The 23,246-nt window shown below is 67.6% G+C and carries 18 protein-coding genes; 7 read left to right on the top strand and 11 right to left on the bottom strand.

What is annotated here, in order from left to right; genetic code table 11:
* Positions 1 to 15: 15 nt before the first annotated feature.
* The 5 genes from OG241_RS28680 to OG241_RS28700 all read left to right on the top strand — a co-directional run bounded on the left by OG241_RS28680 (position 16) and on the right by OG241_RS28700 (position 4,829).
* The gene (locus tag OG241_RS28680; RefSeq protein ID WP_405819195.1) at positions 16 to 531 is read left to right on the top strand and encodes a protein jag; all 516 of its coding nucleotides are present in this window, start codon (positions 16 to 18) and stop codon (positions 529 to 531) included.
* Between the two features lie 181 nt (positions 532 to 712).
* Positions 713 to 1,429 (top strand): 16S rRNA (guanine(527)-N(7))-methyltransferase RsmG, encoded by a 717-nt coding sequence (gene rsmG / locus OG241_RS28685; protein WP_405819197.1) that lies wholly within the window; start codon positions 713 to 715, stop codon positions 1,427 to 1,429.
* 281 nt (positions 1,430 to 1,710) lie between these two features.
* Positions 1,711 to 2,784, top strand: coding sequence for a ParA family protein (locus tag OG241_RS28690; protein WP_405826469.1), 1,074 nt, complete (start codon positions 1,711 to 1,713; stop codon positions 2,782 to 2,784).
* Complete coding sequence (locus tag OG241_RS28695; protein WP_405819199.1) at positions 2,781 to 3,881, top strand: ParB/RepB/Spo0J family partition protein; 1,101 nt, start codon at positions 2,781 to 2,783, stop codon at positions 3,879 to 3,881. Before OG241_RS28690 ends, OG241_RS28695 begins: the two co-directional genes overlap by 4 nt.
* Positions 3,882 to 4,211: 330 nt before the next feature.
* A complete protein-coding gene (locus tag OG241_RS28700; RefSeq protein WP_334590082.1) occupies positions 4,212 to 4,829 on the top strand; it encodes a GNAT family N-acetyltransferase in 618 nt (205 codons plus the stop codon).
* 84 nt (positions 4,830 to 4,913) lie between these two features.
* Here OG241_RS28700 and trxA read toward each other — a convergent pair whose 3' ends face one another.
* The 7 genes from trxA to OG241_RS28735 form a co-directional block, all read right to left on the bottom strand.
* Positions 4,914 to 5,243 carry a thioredoxin gene (gene trxA / locus OG241_RS28705; protein WP_369029134.1) on the bottom strand — a complete coding sequence of 110 codons (330 nt, stop codon included), beginning with the start codon at positions 5,241 to 5,243 and terminating at the stop codon, positions 4,914 to 4,916.
* A 42-nt stretch (positions 5,244 to 5,285) separates the two neighbouring features.
* Entirely contained in the window at positions 5,286 to 6,257 is a 972-nt protein-coding gene (gene trxB, locus OG241_RS28710) for a thioredoxin-disulfide reductase (protein WP_405819202.1), read from the bottom strand.
* Between the two features lie 180 nt (positions 6,258 to 6,437).
* Entirely contained in the window at positions 6,438 to 7,289 is an 852-nt protein-coding gene (locus tag OG241_RS28715) for an anti-sigma factor family protein (RefSeq protein ID WP_405819204.1), read from the bottom strand.
* Positions 7,286 to 7,996: an RNA polymerase sigma factor SigM gene (gene sigM, locus OG241_RS28720; RefSeq protein ID WP_405819206.1), complete on the bottom strand. Its 711-nt coding sequence runs from the start codon at positions 7,994 to 7,996 to the stop codon at positions 7,286 to 7,288. The genes OG241_RS28715 and sigM overlap by 4 nt, the downstream gene beginning before the upstream one ends.
* A 22-nt stretch (positions 7,997 to 8,018) precedes the next feature.
* Positions 8,019 to 9,716, bottom strand: coding sequence for a protein kinase family protein (locus tag OG241_RS28725; protein ID WP_405819208.1), 1,698 nt, complete (start codon positions 9,714 to 9,716; stop codon positions 8,019 to 8,021).
* Between the two features lie 118 nt (positions 9,717 to 9,834).
* On the bottom strand, positions 9,835 to 12,102 hold the full coding sequence (murJ, locus tag OG241_RS28730) for a murein biosynthesis integral membrane protein MurJ (protein WP_405819209.1): 2,268 nt from the start codon (positions 12,100 to 12,102) through the stop codon (positions 9,835 to 9,837).
* A gap of 47 nt (positions 12,103 to 12,149) precedes the next feature.
* Positions 12,150 to 14,522 carry a DUF6049 family protein gene (locus tag OG241_RS28735; RefSeq protein WP_405819210.1) on the bottom strand — a complete coding sequence of 791 codons (2,373 nt, stop codon included), beginning with the start codon at positions 14,520 to 14,522 and terminating at the stop codon, positions 12,150 to 12,152.
* A 219-nt stretch (positions 14,523 to 14,741) separates the two neighbouring features.
* Here OG241_RS28735 and OG241_RS28740 point away from each other — a divergent pair, with 219 nt between their 5' ends.
* Complete coding sequence (locus OG241_RS28740; RefSeq protein ID WP_405819212.1) at positions 14,742 to 16,208, top strand: CCA tRNA nucleotidyltransferase; 1,467 nt, start codon at positions 14,742 to 14,744, stop codon at positions 16,206 to 16,208.
* 108 nt (positions 16,209 to 16,316) lie between these two features.
* Here the strand turns inward: OG241_RS28740 and OG241_RS28745 are convergent, their stop codons facing one another.
* From OG241_RS28745 to OG241_RS28760, 4 genes are all read right to left on the bottom strand, one after another.
* Positions 16,317 to 16,778 (bottom strand): hypothetical protein, encoded by a 462-nt coding sequence (locus OG241_RS28745; RefSeq protein WP_405819214.1) that lies wholly within the window; start codon positions 16,776 to 16,778, stop codon positions 16,317 to 16,319.
* A gap of 116 nt (positions 16,779 to 16,894) precedes the next feature.
* The gene (locus OG241_RS28750; protein WP_405819216.1) at positions 16,895 to 18,157 is read right to left on the bottom strand and encodes an MFS transporter; all 1,263 of its coding nucleotides are present in this window, start codon (positions 18,155 to 18,157) and stop codon (positions 16,895 to 16,897) included.
* 106 nt (positions 18,158 to 18,263) lie between these two features.
* Complete coding sequence (locus OG241_RS28755; RefSeq protein WP_405819218.1) at positions 18,264 to 19,346, bottom strand: inositol-3-phosphate synthase; 1,083 nt, start codon at positions 19,344 to 19,346, stop codon at positions 18,264 to 18,266.
* A 42-nt stretch (positions 19,347 to 19,388) separates the two neighbouring features.
* On the bottom strand, positions 19,389 to 20,075 hold the full coding sequence (locus OG241_RS28760; protein ID WP_405819220.1) for a PadR family transcriptional regulator: 687 nt from the start codon (positions 20,073 to 20,075) through the stop codon (positions 19,389 to 19,391).
* A 384-nt stretch (positions 20,076 to 20,459) separates the two neighbouring features.
* On the opposite strand from OG241_RS28760, the gene OG241_RS28765 reads away from it, so the two are divergent.
* Positions 20,460 to 23,192 (top strand): transglycosylase domain-containing protein, encoded by a 2,733-nt coding sequence (locus tag OG241_RS28765; protein ID WP_405819222.1) that lies wholly within the window; start codon positions 20,460 to 20,462, stop codon positions 23,190 to 23,192.
* Positions 23,193 to 23,246: the final 54 nt, after the last annotated feature.

Genomic DNA, 23,246 nt, shown 5'->3' on the forward strand with positions numbered 1-23,246 from the left:
GAAGGAGTCCATCCCGTGACGGAAGGCACCACCACCTCCGCCGCTGCCGAGGGTGTCGACACCCTGTCCCGCCTGGAGCAGGAGGGTGAGATCGCGGCGGACTACCTCGAGGGTCTGCTGGACATCGCCGACCTCGACGGCGACATCGACATGGACGTCGAGGCCGACCGCGCCGCTGTCTCCATCATCAGCGAAGGGGGCGGCCGAGACCTGCAGAAGCTGGTCGGCCGGGACGGCGAGGTGCTGGAGGCCCTCCAGGAACTCACGCGCCTGGCCGTGCACCGGGAGACCGGGGACCGCAGCCGGCTGATGCTCGACATCGCGGGCTACCGCGCCAAGAAGCGTGAGGAGCTCTCGGAGCTGGGCGCCAAGGCCGCGGCCGAGGTCAAGAGCTCCGGCGAGCCCGTCAAGATGAAGCCGATGACCCCGTTCGAGCGCAAGGTCGTGCACGACGCGGTGAAGGCCGCCGGTCTGCGCAGCGAGTCCGAGGGCGAGGAGCCGGAGCGCTTCGTCGTCGTCCTTCCCGCCTGACCGGTACGTACGACCCTCCGGCCCCGTCTGTTGCGCAGACGGGGCCGAACTTTGTCAGCCTGTAGTCCCCGGCAGCTGTTGGTCCTCTGTTCGTCCCCGTGTGGTCCTCGACAGCTCCAGTCCCTGTAGTCCTGGTGAACAGCGCGCAGTGCGCTCATGCGGTACGGAAGGACGGTCCCCCGTGACGGAGGCAGCGGAGCTCCCCCCGGCGCCCGAGCAGGCGCGCGAGGTGTTCGGCGATCGCTTCGCGGACGCGGTCCGATACGCGGAACTGCTCGCGGAGGCCGGTGTGCAGCGCGGTCTGATCGGCCCGCGTGAGGTGCCGCGCCTGTGGGAGCGGCACCTGTTGAACTGTGCGGTGCTCTCCGAGGTCGTGCCGGAGAACGTGACGGTGTGCGATGTGGGTTCGGGGGCAGGTCTGCCCGGCATTCCGCTGGCGCTGGTCAGGGAGGACCTGAAGATCACGCTGCTGGAGCCCCTGCTGCGGCGGACCAACTTTCTCAGTGAGGTCGTCGAGCTGCTGGGCCTGGACCATGTGACGGTCATCCGTGGCCGTGCCGAGGAGGTCATGGGGACGCTCCAGCCGGTCCATGTGGTGACGGCACGTGCAGTGGCTCCGCTGGACCGGCTGGCCGCCTGGGGCATTCCCTTGCTGCGTCCGTACGGGGAGATGCTCGCGCTCAAGGGGGACACCGCCGAGGAGGAGCTGAAGGCCTCGGCCACCGCGCTGAGCAAGCTCGGGGCGGTCGAGACGTCCATCCTGCATGTGGGTGAGGGTGTGGTGGACCCGCTGTCGACCGTCGTGCGGGTCGAGGTCGGTGAGAGTCCCGGTGGAGTGCGGTTCGCGGCGAAGCGGGCCAAGGCTGCCCGGACGGGGCGGGCGCGACGGCGACGCTGATCTTCCCGTTCGTTGATCCGTCCTGACGACGAGACGTACTCCACACAAGCTGCCTAACCTACGCATCTCGGAGTGTCGCGCGGCCATGGCCCTCGCACCTGGGCATCTTGTTTCACGTGAAACGTCGCTCACTGCTGCACGGCATCATCAGCCGCGGCCGGGCCGCGGCCGCCCCCCGCGACCGAAAGCCTCTCGGTTCACCCAGAGAGGTAACGGAGTTGTCCACAGAGGTGGATTTCTCCACAGAACACCAGGCCTCACTGGTTCACGACCCCGAAGGCATGGCAGGCTCTGTTCATTGCGAGCCTGATGTCGAGGAGAGTGAATCCTTGCGGTCCAACGCCAACATCGCGGGACCGATGACCGATCCGGTCCCCGGTCCCCGAACCGAGTCGATCGGGCAGGATGTTTCACGTGAAACACCGCCCCCGATGGACGACACTCCCATCGGTCGTGCTGCCCAATTGGCGGTGGAGGCTCTGGGGCGGGCCGGCGAAGGCCTGCCACGGCCGGAGCGGACCCGTGTCATGGTGGTCGCCAACCAGAAGGGCGGAGTGGGGAAGACGACAACAACCGTCAACCTAGCCGCCTCGCTGGCCCTGCACGGGGCCCGCGTTCTGGTCGTGGACCTCGACCCTCAGGGCAACGCTTCCACGGCGCTGGGGATCGACCATCACGCCGACGTTCCTTCCATCTATGACGTGCTGATCGACAGCAGGCCACTCTCGGAAGTCGTTCAACCGGTCCCCGACGTCGAGGGCCTCTTCTGTGCACCTGCCACCATCGATCTCGCCGGTGCGGAGATCGAGCTGGTGTCGCTGGTGGCGCGAGAGAGCCGGCTCGAGCGAGCGATCCAGGCGTATGAGCAGCCTCTGGACTACATCCTCATCGACTGCCCGCCCTCGCTGGGTCTGCTGACGGTCAACGCACTGGTCGCCGGTGCCGAGGTGCTCATCCCGATCCAGTGCGAGTACTACGCGCTGGAAGGCCTGGGTCAGCTGTTGCGCAACGTCGATCTGGTGCGGGCTCACCTCAACCGCGACCTTCAGGTAACGACGATTCTGCTCACCATGTACGACGGCCGGACGCGTCTCGCGTCCCAGGTCGCGGACGAGGTGCGCAACCACTTCGGCGACGAGGTGCTGCGGACGAGCATTCCGCGCTCGGTCCGTATCTCCGAGGCGCCGAGCTATGGACAGACGGTGCTCACCTACGATCCAGGATCGAGTGGGGCCCTGTCCTATCTTGAGGCGGCCCGGGAAATCGCGCTGAAGGGTGTCGGCGTCAGCTATGACGCGCAGCACGTCCACATCGGCGCACAGAACGAACAGAGCATCGTGGAGGGTATCCAGTGAGCGAGCGACGGAGGGGGTTGGGCCGTGGTCTCGGCGCACTGATCCCATCGGCACCGACAGGAGACAGGCCGACGCCACCGGCGATGGGGGGCGCGGCCTCCACCTCACCGGCGGCGGTCCCGGTCCTCACCGCCGAGCGCGGAGTGGCTGCGGCGAGGCTGGCTTCGCTGCCGAATGTTTCACGTGAAACAGAGGACGATTCCTCGAACGGCTTCGGAGAGGCACCGGCGCCGCCGATCGGTGCTCACTTCGCCGAGCTGCCCATCGACTCGATCACGCCGAACCCGCGACAGCCGCGGGATGTGTTCGACGAGGACGCACTGGCAGAACTGGTCACCTCCATCAAGGAGGTCGGTCTCCTCCAGCCTGTCGTCGTACGGCAGGTGGGTCCCACCAGCTACGAGCTCATCATGGGCGAACGGCGCTGGAGGGCGTGCAGGGAAGCGGGCCTGGAGGCGATCCCGGCGATCGTGCGGGCCACGGATGACGAGAAGCTCCTCCTGGACGCGCTGCTGGAAAACCTCCACCGGGCTCAGCTGAACCCGCTGGAAGAGGCAGCGGCCTACGATCAGCTGCTCAAGGACTTCCACTGCACGCACGATCAGCTGGCGGACCGGATCGGCCGTTCCCGCCCGCAGGTCTCCAACACCCTGCGTCTGCTGAAGCTCTCTCCGGCGGTCCAGCGCCGGGTGGCCGCCGGAGTCCTGTCCGCCGGGCACGCCCGGGCGCTTCTCTCCGTGGACGATTCGGAGGAGCAGGACAGGCTGGCTCACCGGATCGTGGCCGAGGGGCTGTCGGTACGGGCCGTCGAGGAGATCGTGACCCTGATGGGTTCACGGCCGCAGGCGGCCACGAGGGGCAAGGGGCCGCGGGCCGGCGCCCTGGTGTCTCCGGCACTGACGGATCTGGCCGGACGCCTCTCGGACCGCTTCGAGACGCGGGTGAAGGTCGACCTGGGACAGAAGAAGGGCAAGATCACCGTCGAGTTCGCCTCGATGGAGGACCTTGAGCGCATTCTCAGCTCCCTCGCCCCGGGTGAGGGGCCGGTCCTTCAGAAGAGCCTTCTGGACGACGACTCCGAGGAGTCGGAGGACTGAGGAGCTTGGCCGGCCCGGGCGGTTTCCGCTCGATCGACGGCCGGAGCGGGCTGTGTCTGGTGCACACCGGACACAGCCCGCTCTTTGCTTCCATGCGGTATCGATGCAATCGCTTCGTCGATACGATGCGATTGGGTATGGCGCATCCACCTGGCAGCACCTCTGAGTTGGGGAGGCGGGGGTCATGCGAATCGTGAGCCGCACCGGACTGATGAGCGCGGGTCTGGGACTGGGCGCCGTCGGCGGGTTCGTCGGCAGTCTGGTCAGGGAACGAAACGCTCTGACAGCCGCTCGCGACGCTGCGGGCGAAGGAAGCGAGGAACAGCCTTCATGGGGCGTCGGCTCGTACCGCTCACGCTGGACAACCTTCCGGACCTTCCCAAGCGCTGCCGCACGTGCGTCTTCTGGGAGCTGGACCCCGTCAGCGGGGAAGCCGCGGTAAAGGCGGGGACACCCGCACTGGAGAAGGAAGCGTGGATCTCCGCCGTTCTCCTCGACTGGGGTTCCTGCGGTCGTGTCGTCTACGTCGACGACAATCCGGTGGGCTTTGCGCTCTACGCGCCTCCGGCTTACGTTCCCCGGGCCACGGCGTTTCCCACGAGCCCGGTCTCGCCTGACGCGGTGCAGCTGATGACCGCCTTCATCATGCCGGGTTACCAGGGACAGGGACTGGGGCGCGTGATGGTGCAGACGGTGGCCAAGGATCTTCTGCGGAGGGGCTTCAAGGCGATCGAGGCTTTCGGGGACGCCCGCTGGAAGGAGACGGCCTGCGTCCTGCCCGCAGACCATCTGCTCGCTGTGGGCTTCAAGACGGTGCGCCCCCACCCCGTGCACCCTCGGCTTCGACTGGAGCTGCGGACGACGCTCTCCTGGAAGGAAGACGTGGAGATGGCACTCGACCGGCTGCTGGGAGCAGTGCAGAAGGAGCCTGCGCTTCGGCCGCTCTGAGAAGCGATACAAAGCGAGTGGGCCGACCCTTTCGGGTCGGCCCACTCGTGTTTCACGTGAAACATCGGCTGTCGCGCGGAAGTGCTAGCCGATGAAGTCCTCGAGGTCGCGCACGATCGCGGCCTTCGGCTTGGCGCCGACGATGGTCTTGGCGACCTCGCCACCCTGGTAGACGTTCAGGGTCGGGATGGACATCACGCCGTACTTGGCGGCGATACCCGGGTTCTCGTCGATGTTGAGCTTGACGACCTCGATCTTGTCGCCGTACTCGGCGGCGATCGCCTCGAGCGACGGCGCGATCTGGCGGCACGGGCCGCACCAGGCAGCCCAGAAGTCCACCAGGACGGGCTTGTCGTTCTTCAGGACGTCCTCGTCGAAGGAGTCTTCGGTCACGTTCTTCAGGGTGCCGGCCACAGGGGGCTCCTTAACTCGATGCTGCGGTGGGGCGGTTGGGGGTCAGACAGAGGTCTTCTCGGGCTCGGCCTGCTGCTCGCTGTCCGCCAGGGCGGCGAGGAAGCGCTCGGCGTCCAGAGCGGAGGCGCAGCCGGTGCCGGACGCGGTGATCGCCTGGCGGTAGGTGTGGTCGACCACGTCTCCGGCGCCGAAGACACCGCTCAGGTTGGTGCGCGTCGAGGGCGATTCGACCTTCAGGTAGCCCTCTTCGTCGAGGTCCAGCTGACCCTTGAAGAGTTCGGTCCGCGGGTCGTGGCCGACAGCGATGAACAGGCCCGTCACGGCCAGGTCGGACAGTTCGCCGGTCTTGAGGTTGCGCAGCTTCAGTCCGGCGAGCTTGGGGTCGCCCTGGATCTCGGCGACCTCGCTGTCCCAGACGAACTTGATCTTCGGGTCGGCGAAGGCGCGCTCCTGCATGGTCTTGGAGGCGCGCAGCGTGTCACGGCGGTGGACGATCGTCACCGATTTGGCGAAGCGGGAGAGGAAGGTTGCCTCCTCCATCGCGGTGTCGCCGCCGCCGATCACGGCGATGTCCTGGTCCTTGAAGAAGAAGCCGTCACATGTCGCACACCAGGAGACGCCACGGCCGGACAGGGCGTCCTCGTTCGGCAGACCGAGCTTGCGGTGCTGCGAGCCGGTGGCGACGATGACGGCCTTCGCCTTGTGCACGGTGCCCGCGGTGTCCGTGACCGTCTTGATGTCACCCGTGAGGTCGACGGCGACGATGTCGTCCGCAACGAGCTCAGCGCCGAAGCGCTCGGACTGGGCGCGCATGTTGTCCATGAGCTCGGGGCCCATGATGCCGTCCTGGAAGCCGGGGAAGTTCTCCACCTCGGTGGTGTTCATGAGCGCGCCACCGGCGGTGACGGCGCCCTCGAAGACCAGAGGCTTCAGCGACGCGCGAGCGGTATAGAGCGCCGCCGTGTAGCCGGCGGGCCCTGAGCCGATGATGATCACGTTACGGACGTCGCTCACGGCGTGTTTCCTCGTTTCTGGACGGCTTCGTCTGACCGGTGGGAGCCTCTCTCAGAACTCTCACCCCACCCAACGGATCCTACGGGGCCCGCATTCCCGCTGTGTCCGGGCACACAGGGGCGTCACTCGCCAAGGAACGCCAAGGGCCGGCCAAGGGGAGGGGAGTCGTAGTGTCCGCGCTCAGGAACGCGCGTAGGACTGCGTCAGCAGAACCTCTGCGGGGACCGACGGCTGCTTCACACAGGCCGAGTCGACGACGTAAGCGGTGACGCGGTTGCTGTCGCCCGCTGCGGGCAGCAGCACGAGGTACGCGTCGGTGTCGTCGTAGGTGCCTTCCTTGACGCCGAGGACGGATGTGTCGGTGCGCCCGATGCCTTTCAGGACGCACGCGGGCACCGACGTCGGCTGGAGCTTGATGGTGTCACCGTGTTCGTCGGGCGTCAGGTCACTGGGGTGACTCTTTATGCCGACCGACGGTCCCCCGCTGCGGGTTGTCTTCTTGCCGCCCTGGCCCTTGAGGAGTTCGGCGACCTGGCTCTCCACCTTTTGCCCGGAGAACGTGCTCGCGGCCTGGGGGTGCTTGTTGTCATCGCCCAGAGACGACACCAGCAGGGAGCCGAGCCCCAGGGCGGCGGCGGTGAAGGCGGTGCCCAGGACAATGGTCCGTCGCCGGACGCGCCGTGTGCTGCCTTTGCGCCCGGGCCCGGTGGCCGCGTGAGCGTACCCGGTCGGACGGTCGGCGGGTCGGTCGAGGGGAGTCGATGTTTCACGTGAAACATGCGCGCCCTCGGCCTCTGCGGCGAGTGCGGCGTCGATACGGTCGGCGATGTCGTCGGGCATGCGCGCAGGGCTCGGCATTGAGCCGAGGAGGCCCCGGATCTCCTCCAGGGAGGCGTACACGTCGGCGCAGATATCGCACTCGTCGAGGTGCTGTCGTACGTACGAGGTCCGGGACGGTGCGAGCAGGCCTTCGGTGAGGTCGGTGATCTCCGTGACGTCCGGGTGTCCGGCCGTGTCCGTCGTGGATGTCACGCTCGCCCACCTCCGCCCTTCACAGCAGTCGAATCGCTTGGCCCTGCGTCCTTCGGTCCCACTGCGGGTGGGACGGATGTCCCCTGCGCCCGGTTCCGTCCGTCACCTGATTCCTTTCCGTCACCGGTGTTTTCCGGGCGGAGGTGGGTGAGGAGCGGCAGGAGTCTGGCTCTGCCTCGGGCGCAGCGGCTCTTCACCGTCCCGGTGGGCACGTCGAGGACACGGGCGGCCTCCGCGACCGGGTAGCCCTGCATGTCCACCAGGACGAGGGCGGCGCGCTGGTCGGGCGGGAGGGTACCGAGCGCTTCGATGAGCTGGCGGTGCAGATCATTGCGCTCGGCAGGGGCCGACGCCGACTCGTGCGGTTCGAGCAGTTGCTCCAGCCGTTCGGTGTCGTCGACCGGAGAGGTCTTGCGGGAGGCGGCTTTGCGGACGCGGTCCAGGCAGGCGTTCACCGTGATGCGGTGCAGCCAGGTCGTGACGGCCGACTGGCCCCGGAAGGTGTGGGCGGCCCGGTAGGCGGACACGAGAGCGTCCTGGACGGCGTCAGCGGCCTCCTCGCGGTCTCCCAGCGTCCGCAGTGCCACCGCCCAGAGCCGGTCACGATGCCGACGCACGATCTCACCGAAGGCGTCGGGGTCGCCGTCTACATGCCGGGCGAGAAGGTCCTGATCGGTTGTGTCACCGTATGTGCTGCCATCTGCCATCGGACCCCCTCCCCTTCACATCTCAGCTGCTCACCTTGACGTCCACGATCCTGCCGCGGAACTGGCCGTCGTCGACCTGCTTCGGCAGATCTGTCAGCCAGACCAGAAGATAGCGAGACTTGAGGGTCTTGCCGGGCTTGAGGGTCACACTCGCGCCCGAGCCCTCGGCCACCTTGGTGTAACCGTCCAGGGTCGTCGGCTCCGTACCGGTGTCTCCCGAGGCGGCGCGGAGTTCGACGGAGGTGTCGCCGACGAAGGTGACGGTCACCTTTCCGACCTGCTGGACCTTGCCGAGATCGAGGACGACTCCGACGCCCGACTTCAACCGTCCGAAGTCGGAACTCGTGTAGTAGCTCGTCTGCCAGTAGGTACCCGCAGCGGTGTCGTAGACCTTGTCTATGTCGTTCGGGTTCTCGGATCCGTCCTCGCCGAGCGGGTCGAAGTCGCGGGCACCTTCGATGGCGATGGGCTTGCTGACAGGCTTCGTCGGGGCCTTGTTCCCACCGTCGGTTGTCTGGGTCTTGTCGGTTTCCTGAGACTTGTTGCCCCGGTCGATGAGCGCGTCCGCCAGCTGCCAGCTGCCCAGGCCCAGCGCGGCAATGATCAACGCCGACACAGCCCACTTGAGCGCCTTGCCGGTACGGCTCTGCAGCGGAGGCGGCGGGGTGGGCAGGGGCTGCGTGACGCCCGGGCGGGGCGCCTGACGGCCGTACGAGCCCTGCTGGTACGTGGTGCGCTGGTAGTCGGGCGGGGCCGTGAAGACCGGCTCCGGCGGGCGGATGCGGGGCATCTCACCGATCGCCTTGACCAGTTCCTCGGGCGTCGTGCACGCGGACTCGTGGCGTGAGGCGGTGGCGCCGTCGTTCGCGAGCGCACGCATCGCGAGCTCCGACAGGCCTCGGTGGACCCCGGCCCGCACCTGGTCGGGCGCGATGAGACCGACGCCCTTGGGCAGCCCGGACAGGCCGTAGGCGTCGTTCTCGTACGGCCAGCGCTGGGTGAGCGAGGCGTACAGCAGGGCGCCGATCGCCTCGGTGTCGGCGCGCTGCGGGGTGTCGGACGTGATGCCGCGCAGCGCGGCGTTGACCGCGAGGCCACGCACACGCCACTGGCCGGACGAACTCCGCAGGATGGTGCCCGGGGTCAGGCGCAGATGCGCGAGGCCCTCCCGGTGGGCGGCCGCCATGGCGGAGGCGATCTGGCTGACCATCTGGTAGGCGTCGTGCGCCTCCAGGGGGCCGGCTGCCAGGAGCGCCGTCAGCTCCGTGGCGTCGGGCAGCCATTCGTGGACGACGTACACGAGGTCGTTCTCCTCGACGGCGTCGAGGACCTGCACGAAGCGGGGGTCTCCGAGAAGCGCCGAGGAGCGGGCCGCGGCCAGCACGGAACGCGCCCGTGAGTGGTCCGCGGGCAGGATGTGCACACCGACGGCGCGACGCAGTTTCTCGTCGACCGCGCGCCAGCTGCTGAATCCGTCCAGACGGGTGACGCACTCCTCCAGGCGGTAGCGCCTGGCGAGTTTGTGACCGCTGTGCAGTTCGGGCGGTGAGGCCTTTCCGGGACTCTCGGTCCCGCCGCTCCCCTGTGCCTCGTCGTTCTCCGTGTCCCGCTCCCGGTTCTGGGCCGCGCCGTCGGCCGTGGACTCGTCCGCCTGCGCGGTCAGCGGCTCGTCGCCGCTGTTGGCTGCCACGTCGACGGCAGCCGTGCTCCGTTCCGCCACCGTCGCTCCTGCCTCCCCATCCTGTGCGAGCTCTCCGACGCCAAACCCAATTGTGCCCACAGACCGTCGCTCTGCACGACACGCGGGGGTGGACGATGGTTGTGCGCTTTCCCTCGACTCACCGCCCCAGTCGCCCGCGCACCATACCCACCAGTGAGTTCAGTTCCTCAATGCGCATACGGCGGGCGGCGACGTAGAAGACGACGAGCAGGACGGCACCGCCCCCGAGGAGGGAGACGAAAGAGCCGCCGACGCCCTGGCCCAGAGTGTGGCCGATGCCGTAGCAGGCCGCGCCGCTGAGGAGCGCGGCCGGTACCGAGGCGATACCCAGCCGGGCGTATGTCCGCAGGACACGGGTGCCGTCGAGGTCGCCGCCCAGCCGCTTGCGCAGCCGGTTCCAGGCGACGCCGACACCGATCGCGTACGCGAGGCCGTACGAGGCGGCCATGCCGACCACGGCCCAGCGGGCCGGGAGCAGGAAAAAGCAGAGGGCGGAGGCCGTCGCGTTGACGGCGGCGACGATCACCGTGTTGTAGAAGGGCGTGCGTGTGTCTTCGTAGGCGTAGAAGGCGCGCAGGACGACATACTGCACGGAGTAGGGGATCAGGCCCAGGGCGAAGGCCATCAGCATGAAGCCCATGTTGGTGGCCTCGTCGGTGCCCGAGGAGCCGAAGATCAGGGTGCACATCGGGATGCCGAGGGCCACGAAGCCGAAGGCGATGGGCACGATGGCGACGGCGGTGGTGCGAAGCCCCTGGGAGATGTCGTCGCGGACCGCTCCGGCGTCGCCCTCGTGGGCTGAGCGGGCCAGCCGCGGCAGCAGGGCGGCCATCAGGGAGACCGTGATGATGGCCTGCGGCAGGCCCCAGATGAGCTGAGCGTTGGCGTAGGCGGCAAAGCCGGTGCCATCGACCGGCGAGTCCTTGCCTGCTGCGGTGGACAACTGGGAGACGACGATCGCGCCAGCCTGGTTGGCGAGGACGAAGAGGAACGTCCACTTGGCCAGCGTCACGGCCTTGCCGAGGCCGTGGCCCCTCCAGTCGAAGCGCAGTCGCAGCCGGAAGCCCGTTTCACGCAGGTACGGGATCATCGCCAATGCCTGCACGACGAGTCCGAGCAGGATTCCGACGCCGAGGAGCCGCTGTCCCTCCAATGGGATGGTGGTGACCTTCATGCCGGAGTCCGCGGCGGTGCCGTAGACCCAGATGAACATGCCCAGCGTCACGATAATGACGATGTTGTTCAGAACCGGGGTCCACATCATCGCGCCGAACTTGCCGCGTGCATTGAGGATCTGCCCCATCACCACGTGGACGCCCATGAAGAAGATCGAGGGCAGGAAGTACCGGACGAAGGTGATGCCGACCTCGTTGGCTGCAGGGTCGCTTGCAACCGGGTCGGACAACAGGCGGATCAGAATGGGGGCGCCGACGACCGCGAGCACGGTCAGTACACCGAGCGCTACCACGACCAGGGTCAGAAGACGGTTGGCGTAGGACTCGCCTCCGTCCTCGTCCTCTTTCATCGCGCGTACGAGTTGGGGTACGAAGACGGAATTGAGGCCGCCGCCTACGGTCAAGATGTAAATCATCGTCGGCAGTTGATAGGCGACCTGGAAGGTGTCACCCAGCAGGCCGACGCCGAGGGCCGACACGATCAGTGCGGAGCGGACGAAGCCGGTGAGGCGGGAGACCATCGTGCCCGCCGCCATGACGGCGCTCGACTTCAGCAGGCCCGTGGCCCGACCGCCCTTCTTGGGGGCCGCCGGCGACGCGGCTGGGGCGGTCGCCGCTTGGGGGGTGAGCTGCATCGTGGCGTCCGACGCCGGAATCTGGGCCCGCGGGACCGGGCCGCCCTGGCCCGGCGCGGGCGAGGGAGACGGTCCGGGTACCACCGGAGGCTCGATGGGTCCCTGTCCGCTGCCCTGCTGCTGGTCCCGGAACAGATGGGCGAAGGCGTCCGGCTCGTGCCGTTGCTCGCCGGCCTGGGAGACCAGGGCGTCGACGCCCACGTACTGGGTGGTGCGGGGATCGTCGCCGTACGGCAGGTACTGCGTGGCTCCGTCCGGCTCGGGGGCCGGGGTCTGGGCCCACACGTTCGGGTCGGGGGCGTACGGCGACGGGGCGGGCTGTCCGTAGAGCGGGGGCTGCGGCTGATGGGTCCCGGGGGGCGGCGGGGGGTGCGCGGCGCGGTCGTAGAGCGCCTCGGCCACCGGGTCCTGGGCGGAGAGGTCCTGCGCCCGGTACGGGTCCTGTGCGTAGGCGTCCTGGAGATACGCGTCCGCGGGGGGCTGCGCCGGCACCTGGCCGTGCTCGGGCGGCGGGCCCTCGGGGTGGCCCGAGTCGCCCGCGCCCTGACCGCGGTCACCGTCGTACGGCGCGTTCATGCTTACCCCACCTCATCGTTCACCGGGCCCACCGGCCACGACATCGCTCAACGGTCCACTCTCTCACCCGTTCCGGACGGGTCGGCGCTTTCCGGTGCGGTGTTCGGCGTCGGGTCACTCGGCTGCTCCGGGGCGTCCGCTTGCGCTGTTGCCTCCGGCTCCCCCTTCGGACGGCTCTCGTCGCCGTCGTGGTTCTCGCCGTCGGCGTTCTCTTCGGTGGCTTCGTCCTCGTGCCCGTCGCCGGGCTCCTCGGCCCGCCGGGCCGCGGCGCGCTTGCGCTGCGTGTACATGCGCAGGCCGGCCAGTACGAGCAGCAGGAAGCCGCCGCCGATGACGAGCATCGCCATGGCCGTGAACTCGGTGACCCGCACATCGAAGGAGACAGCCGGCCCGTACTTCTGGCCGTCCTTCGTGTAGAGCTGGGCGATCACGGTGATCGGGCCGTTGGCGTTGGACGAGGTGGTGAACTTCACCGACTGGCTGTGCCCGCCGGTGACGGCGACGGACTGCTCCTGGTAGTCGTCGTCACCGATCTTGAGCCGGGTCGGGTTCGTCGACGTGACCCGCAGCACGAGGTTGTCCACGGGCTGGACGAGGTTGTTCTGGACGGTCACCGGGATCGTGGCGCTGCCGCCGGAGAGCTTCGTCTCGGACTTCTCGATCAGCTTGACCTGGTTGGTCAGTTCGTTGAGGTGCGACTCCACGCCTCTGCGGAAGCTGATCGCCTCGCCGGACCGGCCGCGCCAGGACGTGGCCATCTCACGGTTGATCGCGCGCCCGAAGGGGGTCTCCACACGTGTCTTGTCGGTGAGGATGACCTTGAAGTTGTCGAGCTTGTCCTGTGTGGTCGCGATCTGCGAGAACGCCGACTGCGGCAGCTGTTGCCTGCGCAGTGTGGCGGGGTACGAGGACGCCGAGGGCACCTTGGTGGTGGCGCCCGGGTCCGGCTTGGTGTCGGCGCTCGCGGTGAGTTCCTGGGACTCGGACCAGTTCGAGTCCTGGAGCGCGGTGATCGCCTTCTCCATCGTCTGGGCCTGGCTCGCGGACGGCATGCGCTGCGGGGCGACGACGACGGTGCGCTGCTTGTCGGTCTGAAGGGTGGTGGTCAGGCTCGTGGCGAGGAACTTCTGCTCCGCCAGCGTGGAGCTGCCGGCACGCGTCATGTCGCTCTGGAACGCGGTGGACAGCCGCGTGTCCGCGACCACCGCTGTGGTGCCGCCGCCGATGGGGCGGGCCGCGGAGGGCGTGTACGGCAGGTCGCCGGTCTCCTTCAGGCTGTCGCTGCGCGCGATCACCTTGTCGGCGCCCGCCGAGGTGGCGATCTTGACGATCGACGGGTCGACGGCGCCGTTCACCGGCCACGCGAAGTCGGTGCTCGGCGTGACGTGGAGGATCGTCTCCACGGTGTCGGTGGCGACGTCCGTGGCGCTCTTGAGGTGGCTCAGCGTGCCGGTGACGTTCTTGCCGTTGTGCGCGATGGAGGCGAGGTCGGGGTCGCCGAAGGGGAGGGCGACGACTTCCTTGCCCTCGACGGCGTCCTGGAGTTCGGCGAGCCACTGCTTGGCGACCGCCTGACCGGTGCCGGGCGTACTGGTGCCGTCCGCGCCCTGGATGCCGTAGCTGCCGATCATCGCGTCGACGGAGGCCAGCAGGTCGGGGTCGATCACCCAGGTGACGTCGAGACCCTTGCCCAGGGACAGCATCTGTTCCAGGCGTCCGCCCGGGGAGATCTCCGCGGCGAGGTCGTCGTTGAGGAAGACGGGCGTCTGCTGTTCGCCCGGGCCGGTCTCCGCCGTCATGTGGACCGTGGAGATCAGCGGCCACAGATACGTCGTCCGGGTTCTGGTGTCCGCCTCCTCAGGCTGCCACGGCAGGAAGGTCCGCTGGATTCCCAGCACCTGCTCGTAGGGCGCCGTGGCCGTCTCGCCGGACAGCGAGACGCCGATCTGGTAGACGCCGTCCTGGCCGAGGTCCAGCTTGTCGACCGGCACGGAGATGGTGAACGGCTGAGTGACGCCCGGAGTGAGCTTCGAGAACTTCTCGACGTACTTGCCGCCGACCTCCGTCCCGTCGGCGCCCGACACGTAGTCGGTGCGTGCGGCGACGTCGTCGATCCCCGAGCGGGTGGTCAGCAGCTGCCCCACGCGCAGGTCCACATGGGCGTCCGTGACCGCCTTCTTGCCCTTGTTGGTCACCGTGCCGGACACGGTCAGCGTGTCCCCGTCCGTGGGGGCGCTGGGGGTTAGCGAGTTGAGGGAGACGACCACCGGGTCGGATCCCGCGGCATACGCGGGCTGCCCGGCGGGTAGTTGGAGGAGACCGGCCAGCAGGGGCGCCCCCGTGAGCAGCACTCCGGCTCGCCGGAACCACCGGCGCGCGAGAGAGGGAGTCAGCCCCGGGAAGTCTGCCGCCTCGGCCACGCGTTCGCCCGTCCCTCGTCGTCAGTGGTCGTCGGAATGTGCGTCCACGCATGGTAACGATGCGCGCTGAGGGGAAGTGCCGCGGACTGCTCCACAAGATCGTGGAACCCAGTCCGACTGTCCTCTATGTGCGTGTATTGACGGACGAGTCCCCGGTGTTCCGCGTGGACGTTTTATGGAGGAGCGGGCTGTCGCTCGGGCCACGTACCCTTTTCTGTTGTGCCGAACGCCAACGAAGACAATTCCAGCGCCCTGAGCCAGGCGCAGCACCAAGCGGTGACTGAGCTGCTGCGGGTGGCCCCGGTCGCGGACGACCTTGCCCGCCGTTTCCAGGAGGCCGGGTTCTCACTCGCCCTGGTCGGCGGTTCCGTCCGGGACGCGCTGCTGGGCCGGCTCGGCAACGACCTGGACTTCACGACCGACGCCCGGCCCGAGGACGTACTGAAGATCGTCCGGCCCTGGGCGGACGCCGTGTGGGAGGTCGGGATCGCCTTCGGCACGGTGGGGGCGCAAAAGGACGCCCGCGTCGGAGACGCTGATCGGAGCTTCCAGATCGAGGTGACGACGTATCGGTCGGAGGCCTACGACCGGACCTCACGCAAGCCCGAGGTGTCGTACGGCGACTCCATCGAGGAAGACCTGGTCCGGCGTGACTTCACGGTGAACGCGATGGCCGTGGCACTTCCGGAGAAGGTGTTCATCGACCCGCACGGCGGTCGCGAGGACCTGGCGAGGAGGGTGCTGCGTACGCCGGGCACGCCCGAGGACTCCTTCTCGGACGACCCGCTGCGGATGATGCGGGCCGCGCGGTTCGCAGCCCAGCTCGACTTCGAGGTGGCTCCCGAGGTCGTCACCGCCATGACCGACATGGCAGGACGTATCGAGATCGTCTCGGCCGAGCGGGTCCGGGACGAACTCAACAAACTGATCCTGTCCGCCCACCCGCGCAAGGGTCTGACGCTGCTGGTGGACACCGGCCTCGCCGACCACGTAGTGCCCGAGCTGCCGGCCCTGCGCCTGGAGCGCGACGAGCACCACCGGCACAAGGACGTCTACGAGCACACGCTGATCGTCCTGGAGCAGGCGATCGAACTGGAGGAGGCCGGGCCCGATCTCGTTCTCCGGCTGGCCGCGCTGCTGCACGACATCGGCAAGCCGCGTACCCGCCGCTTCGAGGAGGACGGGCGGGTCTCGTTCCACCACCACGAGGTGGTCGGGGCGAAGATGACCAAGAAGCGGATGACGGCGCTCAAGTACTCCAACGAGCTGGTTAAGGACGTCGCCCGTCTGGTCGAACTCCACCTGCGCTTCCACGGGTACGGCACCGGCGAGTGGACGGACTCGGCGGTCCGCCGCTATGTCCGGGACTCGGGGCCTCTCCTCGACCGCCTGCACAAGCTGACCCGCTCGGACTGCACCACGCGGAACAAGCGCAGGGCCACGGCACTCTCGCGGGCGTACGACGGCCTGGAGGAGCGCATCTCCCAGCTTCAGGAGCAGGAGGAGCTGGACTCGATCCGTCCCGACCTCGACGGCAACCAGATCATGGAGATCCTGGGCACCGGACCCGGGCCGGCGATCGGGCAGGCGTACAAGTTCCTGCTGGAACTGCGGCTGGAGAACGGGCCGATGGAGCGGGAAGCGGCAGTGGCCGCGCTCAAGGAGTGGTGGGCCGAGCAGAGCTGAGACTGTGAAACGGCGCGATGTTTCACGTGAAACATCGCGCCGGAACGCGCGGAGGGCGTTGTTTCACGTGAAACAACGCCCGTCGGCATGTAAGAGCGTGGGTGTGCGTTACTTGGTTTCTTTCAAGCAGAGCACGACGTCATGGCCACTACCCGACTGGACGTAGTAGATGGTTGATTCCGTGACGGTCTGGCACTTGTTCTCATCGCTGCTGTCGTCGAACTTCTCGACCACCGTGAACTGGGCCTTGTCCGAGGAGCAGTCGACCTCGTTGAGGTCGGCGTCGGAGTCGGTACCGTCATTGTGCAGGCACGCGCCAACGGACGTGGTCTCCGCGTCGGTGCGGTCAGCCCACCAGCCGATCCCGAACTTGACGCCGAGCACGAGTATGCCGACGACTATGGCGCCAAGGATCCGCAGCGCCTTCTTGCCGCCTCGCTGCGCCGGAGTGGGCGGAGGGGGCACGGGCGCGCCCTGGTTCGGGAACGGGGCGTACGGCTGCTGTGTCAGAGGCGCAGTGGGCGTCTGAGCGTACGGGTTCTCGCCCTGCGGAGGCGGCGGCGTGGTCACTTTGAAGGTCCCCCTTGGTTATGGGTGTGCGTGGTGTGAAGTAAGACGCACGTAAATTACCGGGACCCACTGACAACTCTGCACCTCAGAGGCTCTCTGTGGCCTTCATGTGACACTTACTGACGTTCAAAGCGGGCCATAGTCACAGCAATTGCCCCGTAGATAACGGCGATTGTGACCAAGAGAGGCATCGAGCGGCCGTCTGAGGGCAGCATCAGCGCCGCCACTCCGGCCGCGCCGACGAAGGCGACGTTGAACAGGACGTCGTAGACGGAGAAGATCCGGCCGCGGAAGCCGTCGGCGACCGAGGACTGGACGATCGTGTCCGTGGCGATCTTCGAGCCCTGGGTGACGAGGCCCAGGACGAACGCCGCGATCAGCATGGGCACCTCGGCGAATGCCAGGCCCAGCCCGGGAACCAGGACCGCCGCCGCGCCGGCGCACACCACGATCCAGCCGCCGGGTCCGAGACGCCCGACCCCGGCCGGGGTCATGACGGCCGCGACGAAGAATCCCGCCCCGGAGATACCCACCGCGAGGCCCAGCAGGGCCAGCCCGTCGTCGGAGCCGTCCGAGAAGGCGTACCGGCAGAGCATGAGGACCATGACCGTCAGGGCGCCGTAGCAGAACCGCATCAGGGTCATCGCGGCCAGCGACCAGGCCGCCTCCCGGCGCCCGGGCTCCGCCAGATGCCGTACGCCTGCCGCCAGGCCGCGCGCGGTGCCGGTGAGCGCGGCTCCCAGCCGGGGCTGGACCAACTCGGGGTCGGGGCCGAGCAGTTCCGGGTCGAGGCGCAGGGAGGCGAGCGACGCGCAGAGGTACAGGGCCGCGCCCAGGAGGACCACCGCGGCGTCGGAGTCGGAGCCCGCCAGCCGTACGACGAAGGCGAGTCCGCCGCCCGCGGTGGCAGCGAGCGTGCCCGCTGTCGGGGAGAGCGAGTTGGCGATCACCAGGCGGTCGTCGTCGACCACGCGCGGCAGGGACGCCGAGAGCCCGGCCAGGACGAAGCGGTTGACGGCGGTGACACAGAGGGCGGAGACGTAGAAGAGCCAGTCGGGGACGTGGCTCAGCATCAGGACGGCTGTCACGCAGGCGAGAAGGGCGCGTAGCAGGTTGCCGTACAGGAAGACCTGGCGGCGGCGCCAGCGGTCCAGGAGGACGCCGGCGAAAGGGCCGACCAGGGAGTAGGGCAGGAGCAGTACCGCCATGGCGGAGGCGATCGCGGTCGCCGAAGTCTGCTTCTCCGGTGAGAAGACCACGTACGCGGCGAGTGCGACCTGGTAGACGCCGTCGGCCCCCTGCGAGAGCAGCCGTACGGCCAGCAGGCGCCGGAAGTTCCTCAGGTGCAGGAGTACCCGCAGGTCACGCACGACAGCCATGGGGCACAGCCTCACATACGAGGAGGGTCCCCGGGCGGATGACCCGGGGACCCTCGACGGGCAGGAGCGACAAGCCTGTTGGGGCTTGGTCGGCGCTGGACTCCTCTCAGCGCTCGACTTCTCCCTTGATGAACTTCTCGACGTTCTCCCGTGCCTCGTCATCGAAGTACTGGACCGGCGGGGACTTCATGAAGTAGCTCGACGCGGAGAGGATCGGGCCGCCGATGCCGCGGTCCTTGGCGATCTTCGCGGCACGTACGGCGTCGATGATGACACCGGCGGAGTTCGGGGAGTCCCAGACCTCCAGCTTGTACTCCAGGTTCAGCGGGACGTCGCCGAACGCACGGCCCTCCAGGCGGACATACGCCCACTTGCGGTCGTCGAGCCAGGCCACGTAGTCGGACGGGCCGATGTGGACGTTGTCGGCGCCCAGTTCGCGGTCCCGGATCTGGGAGGTGACGGCCTGCGTCTTGGAGATCTTCTTGGACTCCAGGCGGTCACGCTCGAGCATGTTCTTGAAGTCCATGTTGCCGCCCACGTTCAGCTGCATCGTGCGGTCCAGGACCACACCCCGGTCCTCGAACAGCTTTGCCATCACGCGGTGCGTGATCGTGGCGCCGACCTGCGACTTGATGTCGTCGCCGACGATCGGGACGCCCGCCTCGGTGAACTTGTCCGCCCACTCCTTGGTGCCGGCGATGAAGACGGGGAGGGCGTTGACGAAAGCGACCTTGGCGTCGATGGCGCACTGGGCGTAGAACTTCGCCGCGGCCTCGGAACCGACGGGCAGGTAGCAGACGAGGACGTCGACCTGCTTCTTCTTGAGGATCTTGACGACGTCGACCGGCTCGGCCTCGGACTCCTCGATGGTCTCGCGGTAGTACTTGCCGAGACCATCGAGGGTGTGGCCACGCCGGACCTTCACACCGGTGTTCGGCACGTCGCAGATCTTGATCGTGTTGTTCTCGGAGGCGCCGATGGCGTCCGCCAGGTCGAGGCCGACCTTCTTGGCGTCCACGTCGAACGCGGCGACGAACTCGATGTCCTTGACGTGGTAGTCACCGAACGTGACATGCATCAGGCCGGGGACCTTCGCCGCCGGATCGGCGTCCTTGTAGTACTCGACTCCCTGTACCAACGACGCGGCGCAGTTGCCCACGCCGACGACGGCTACGCGAATGGAACCCATTCGGTTGCTCCCTGTGTGTACGAGTGAGGACCTGAGCGGCCCTCACGTGGCGGTGTCGTCGGACGGACCGGTCCGGGAGTCGTCCTCCCGGGACCGGGGCAGGCCGCCCGGCGCTCCAGATGTGGTGTCCTGCGAGTCGGTTTTCCCGGAGTCGGCACCTTTGAGGTCCCGCCCGGCCCGCTCGCTCTCGATGAGCTCGTTCAGCCAGCGCACTTCGCGCTCCACGGACTCCATTCCGTGGCGCTGGAGCTCAAGGGTGTAGTCGTCGAGGCGCTCCCGTGTACGCGCCAGGGAGGAACTCATCTTCTCCAGACGCTCCTCCAGTCGGCTGCGACGCCCCTCAAGTACACGCATGCGTACATCGCGGGACGTCTGCCCGAAGAAGGCGAAACGAGCGGCGAAGTGCTCGTCCTCGTACGCGTCCGGGCCGGTCTGCGAGAGCAGCTCCTCGAAGTGCTCCTTACCTTCCGCCGTCAACCTGTAGACGATCTTGGCGCGGCGTCCTGTGAGCGGGGCGGCGAGGGCGTCCTCGGACGCGCCCCCCGACTCCTCGATCAACCAGCCGCTCACGACCAGCGTCTTGAGGCACGGATACAGCGTGCCGTAGCTGAAGGCACGGAACACACCCAGTGATGTATTGAGTCGTTTCCGCAGCTCATAGCCGTGCATGGGGGACTCGCGGAGCAGGCCGAGGATGGCGAACTCGAGGATCCCGGAACGTCGGCTCATCGTCGCCTCCCCTCTCCCACGGTCCGACCGTGACGGTCTTGAGCACTGTTTATGCCGAGCTGATGTATCGACTCGATACATCTAGACGATAGAACGACCCTGCGGATGGGACAAGGGGGGAAGTCGTGAACGGGATCACATCACCGATTCGTCGGAACCAAGTTGCCTGATTTGGGGTGAACTTCGGGGCTGGGGAGGTTTTGACGGTGCGTAGTCTGTGGGCCATGCAATCCACCGGGAACCAAGTGACGTTTGGGGACGTCGTCGTGCTCGGTGCGGTACGGGTGAATGCGAACACGGCCGCATCCGTACTTTGGGGGGACCGGAAACCAGCCGCCGCTTCCAGGCGCGCACGGGTGCGCCTGCCCAAGGAGTAATCGTTCGATGAGCGAGCACCGTCGCAAACCGCCGCAGCCGCAGGGAGGCGGACGTGCCGCGGCCCGACGCGGCCAGTCCGGCTCGTCCTCCGGCCGCCGTGCGGCACCGCGAGGCGCAACCGAGTCTTCCTCCGATTCCTACGGGTCGGGTTCCTACGGGTTGGGCCCCTACGGAGCGGAAGGCGAGGAGAGCCAGTCGCAAGGCCGCGCCGATTCCCGGCGCGCCGCCCAGAGAAGTTCTGGTGGACGTCGTAGAGGAGCCGAGGGCGGCGGACGCCGCGGCGGTCCCAGCGGCCCGAACGGACCCGGGCGTGGCAGAGGCAGAGCGGCCGGTCCCCCGCCCAAGAAGCGCTTCATCGACTATCCGCGCGCGGGCAAGTACGGCGCGGCGCGCTGGATGCCCTCGTGGCGGCAGGTGACGGGACTCTTCATCGGCTTCGTCGGCAGCCTGGTGGCGGTGGCCGGCATCGGCTACGCCTTGGTGGGCGTGCCGCAGGTCGCGAATACCGCCACTGCTCAGAACAACGTCTACTACTGGGCCGACGGCAGCCAGATGGTGGCGACCGGTGGTGAGACGAACCGCCAGATCATCGGGTACGAGCAGATCCCCGCGTCGATGCGGTACGCCGTGATGTCGGCCGAGAACAAGACGTTCGAGACCGACAGCGGTGTCGACCCGATGGGTATCGCCCGAGCCCTGTTCAACATGGCCAAGGGCGGTCAGACACAGGGTGGTTCGACGATCACCCAGCAGTACGTGAAGAACGCCCGCCTGAACGACCAGTCGCAAACGCTCACGCGGAAGTTCAAGGAGCTGTTCATCTCCATCAAGGTCGGCACCAACGTCGACAAGAAGGAGATCATGGCCGGCTACCTGAACACCGCCTACTACGGTCGCGACTCCTACGGAATGCAGGCGGCCGCTCGCGCGTACTTCAACAAGGACGCCAAGGACCTGAACCCGAGCGAGTGCGCCTTCCTGGCTGCCGTACTGAAGGGCGCCACGTACTACGACCCGGCCGGCAACGTGGCTGTCGACTCCGTGAACGCCACCCCTGACAAGAACCGCAAGCGGGCCGAGTATCGGTGGAAGTGGATCCTCGACGAGGAGGTCAAGGACGGGCGCATGACCGCGGCCGACCGCGCCCAGATCACGACCTTCCCGAAGATCCAGAACCCGCGTTCCAACACCGCGCTGAGCGGTCAGGTCGGTTACCTCGTCGACCTCGCCAAGGGCTACCTCATCAACAACACCGACAAGACCGGGATCACCGCCGACCAACTGCAGCAGGGCGGCTACTCGATCTACACGACCTTCGACAAGAAGAAGGTCCAGGCGTTGGAGAAGGCGGTCAAGAACGTCGAGAAGGCGAACATCAAGCCCGGCGAGCGGCCGAAGACCGACAGGTACGTCCAGTTCGGCGGAGCTTCCGTGGACCCGGCGACAGGCGCGATCAAGGCCACCTACGGTGGTGAGGACGCGACCAAGCACTTCACCAACAACGCCGACACGACGGGTGCCCAGGTGGGTTCGACGTTCAAGGCGTTCGTACTCGCCGCCGCGATGAAGTGGGGCGTACGGGATCCGGACCTGGGGGCGGAGCAGGCCCAGGACGAGCGGACCCAGGTCTCCCCGGACAGCATCTACAGCGGCAAGAACAAGCTGAAGATCGAGAACTACGACAACACGATCTGGAAGGACAAGGACGACAAGGAGTGGCTGCAGCGCAACGACGGCGACGAGTCGTACAACGCGCCCAGTTTCCGAATCGACCTGCGTGAGGCCATGAGGGTCTCGTCCAACTCCGCCTACGTCCAGCTCGGTATGGATGTCGGTCTGGACAAGGTCCGGGAGTCCGCGACCGACGCGGGCATCCTCGACAGCAGTCTGGCCAGTGCCGAATTCCCGTCGTTCTCGATCGGTACGTCCGACCCCAGCGCGATCCGCATGGCCGGTGCGTACGCGACCTTCGCGGCCAGTGGCAAGCAGAACAACCCGTATTCGGTCGAGAAGGTCAGCAGCAAGGACGGTGTCGTCTTCGATCACGAGAAGATCGCCAAGCCCAAGCAGATGTTCACCGAGCAGGTCGCCGACAACGTCACCGACGTCCTCAAGACCGTGGTCGACGACGGAACGGGTACGGCGGCCCAGCTGCCCGGCCGGGAGGTGGCCGGTAAGACCGGTACCACCGACGGGAACAAGTCGGCCTGGTTCATCGGGTACACCCCGCAGCTGTCCACCGCGATCAGCATGTTCCGGATGAACGACGACGAGACCCAGAAGAACCGCCAGTTCCTGGAGATGTACGGCACGGGTGGCCAGGAGAAGATCCACGGCGCCTCGTTCCCGGCCGAGATCTGGCACGACTACATGGAGCAGGCGCTCAAGGGCGCTCCGGTGGTGAACTTCCCGACTCCCGAGCCCTATGGCGAGGTCGTCGACGAGGACCCGCTGCCGAGTCCGACTCCCTCTGTCACCGAGTCGGAGGAAGCGACTCCGACGCCGAGCCCGACGCCCTCCGACGAAGAGGTCGAGCCCTCGCCCTCGCCCTCACCGAGCGAATCCTGCAACCCCTTCGATCCCACGTGTTCGGACACCGGGGGGACCGGCAACGGAGGCACGGATCAAGGCTCTACCGACGGCGGAGTGACATCCAGTCCGTCACCAACGGAGAGCGACGGACAAAGCAACGGCAACGCGAACGGCAACGGCGGCAACAACGGAGGCATCTTCGGCTGACCGGACGGGCCCGGGCAGCGCCCGACGCGGGTGTTTCACGTGAAACACCGATCC

Origin of the sequence: Streptomyces sp. NBC_01390 (assembly GCF_045040105.1) — a bacterium.
In the GTDB taxonomy this organism is placed as follows: Bacteria; Actinomycetota; Actinomycetes; order Streptomycetales; family Streptomycetaceae; genus Streptomyces.

What these genes read in the sequence shown, in the direction of transcription:
- murJ (WP_405819209.1), bottom strand. Translation starts at nt 12,102, where the DNA reads ATGAACGCGCCGTACGACGGTGACCGCGGTCAGGGCGCGGGCGACTCG.
- OG241_RS28690 (WP_405826469.1), top strand. Translation starts at nt 1,711, where the DNA reads ATGGCAGGCTCTGTTCATTGCGAGCCTGATGTCGAGGAGAGTGAATCC.
- OG241_RS28760 (WP_405819220.1), bottom strand. Translation starts at nt 20,075, where the DNA reads ATGAGCCGACGTTCCGGGATCCTCGAGTTCGCCATCCTCGGCCTGCTC.
- OG241_RS28700 (WP_334590082.1), top strand. Translation starts at nt 4,212, where the DNA reads ATGGGGCGTCGGCTCGTACCGCTCACGCTGGACAACCTTCCGGACCTT.
- OG241_RS28750 (WP_405819216.1), bottom strand. Translation starts at nt 18,157, where the DNA reads ATGGCTGTCGTGCGTGACCTGCGGGTACTCCTGCACCTGAGGAACTTC.
- sigM (WP_405819206.1), bottom strand. Translation starts at nt 7,996, where the DNA reads ATGGCAGATGGCAGCACATACGGTGACACAACCGATCAGGACCTTCTC.
- OG241_RS28765 (WP_405819222.1), top strand. Translation starts at nt 20,460, where the DNA reads ATGAGCGAGCACCGTCGCAAACCGCCGCAGCCGCAGGGAGGCGGACGT.
- OG241_RS28755 (WP_405819218.1), bottom strand. Translation starts at nt 19,346, where the DNA reads ATGGGTTCCATTCGCGTAGCCGTCGTCGGCGTGGGCAACTGCGCCGCG.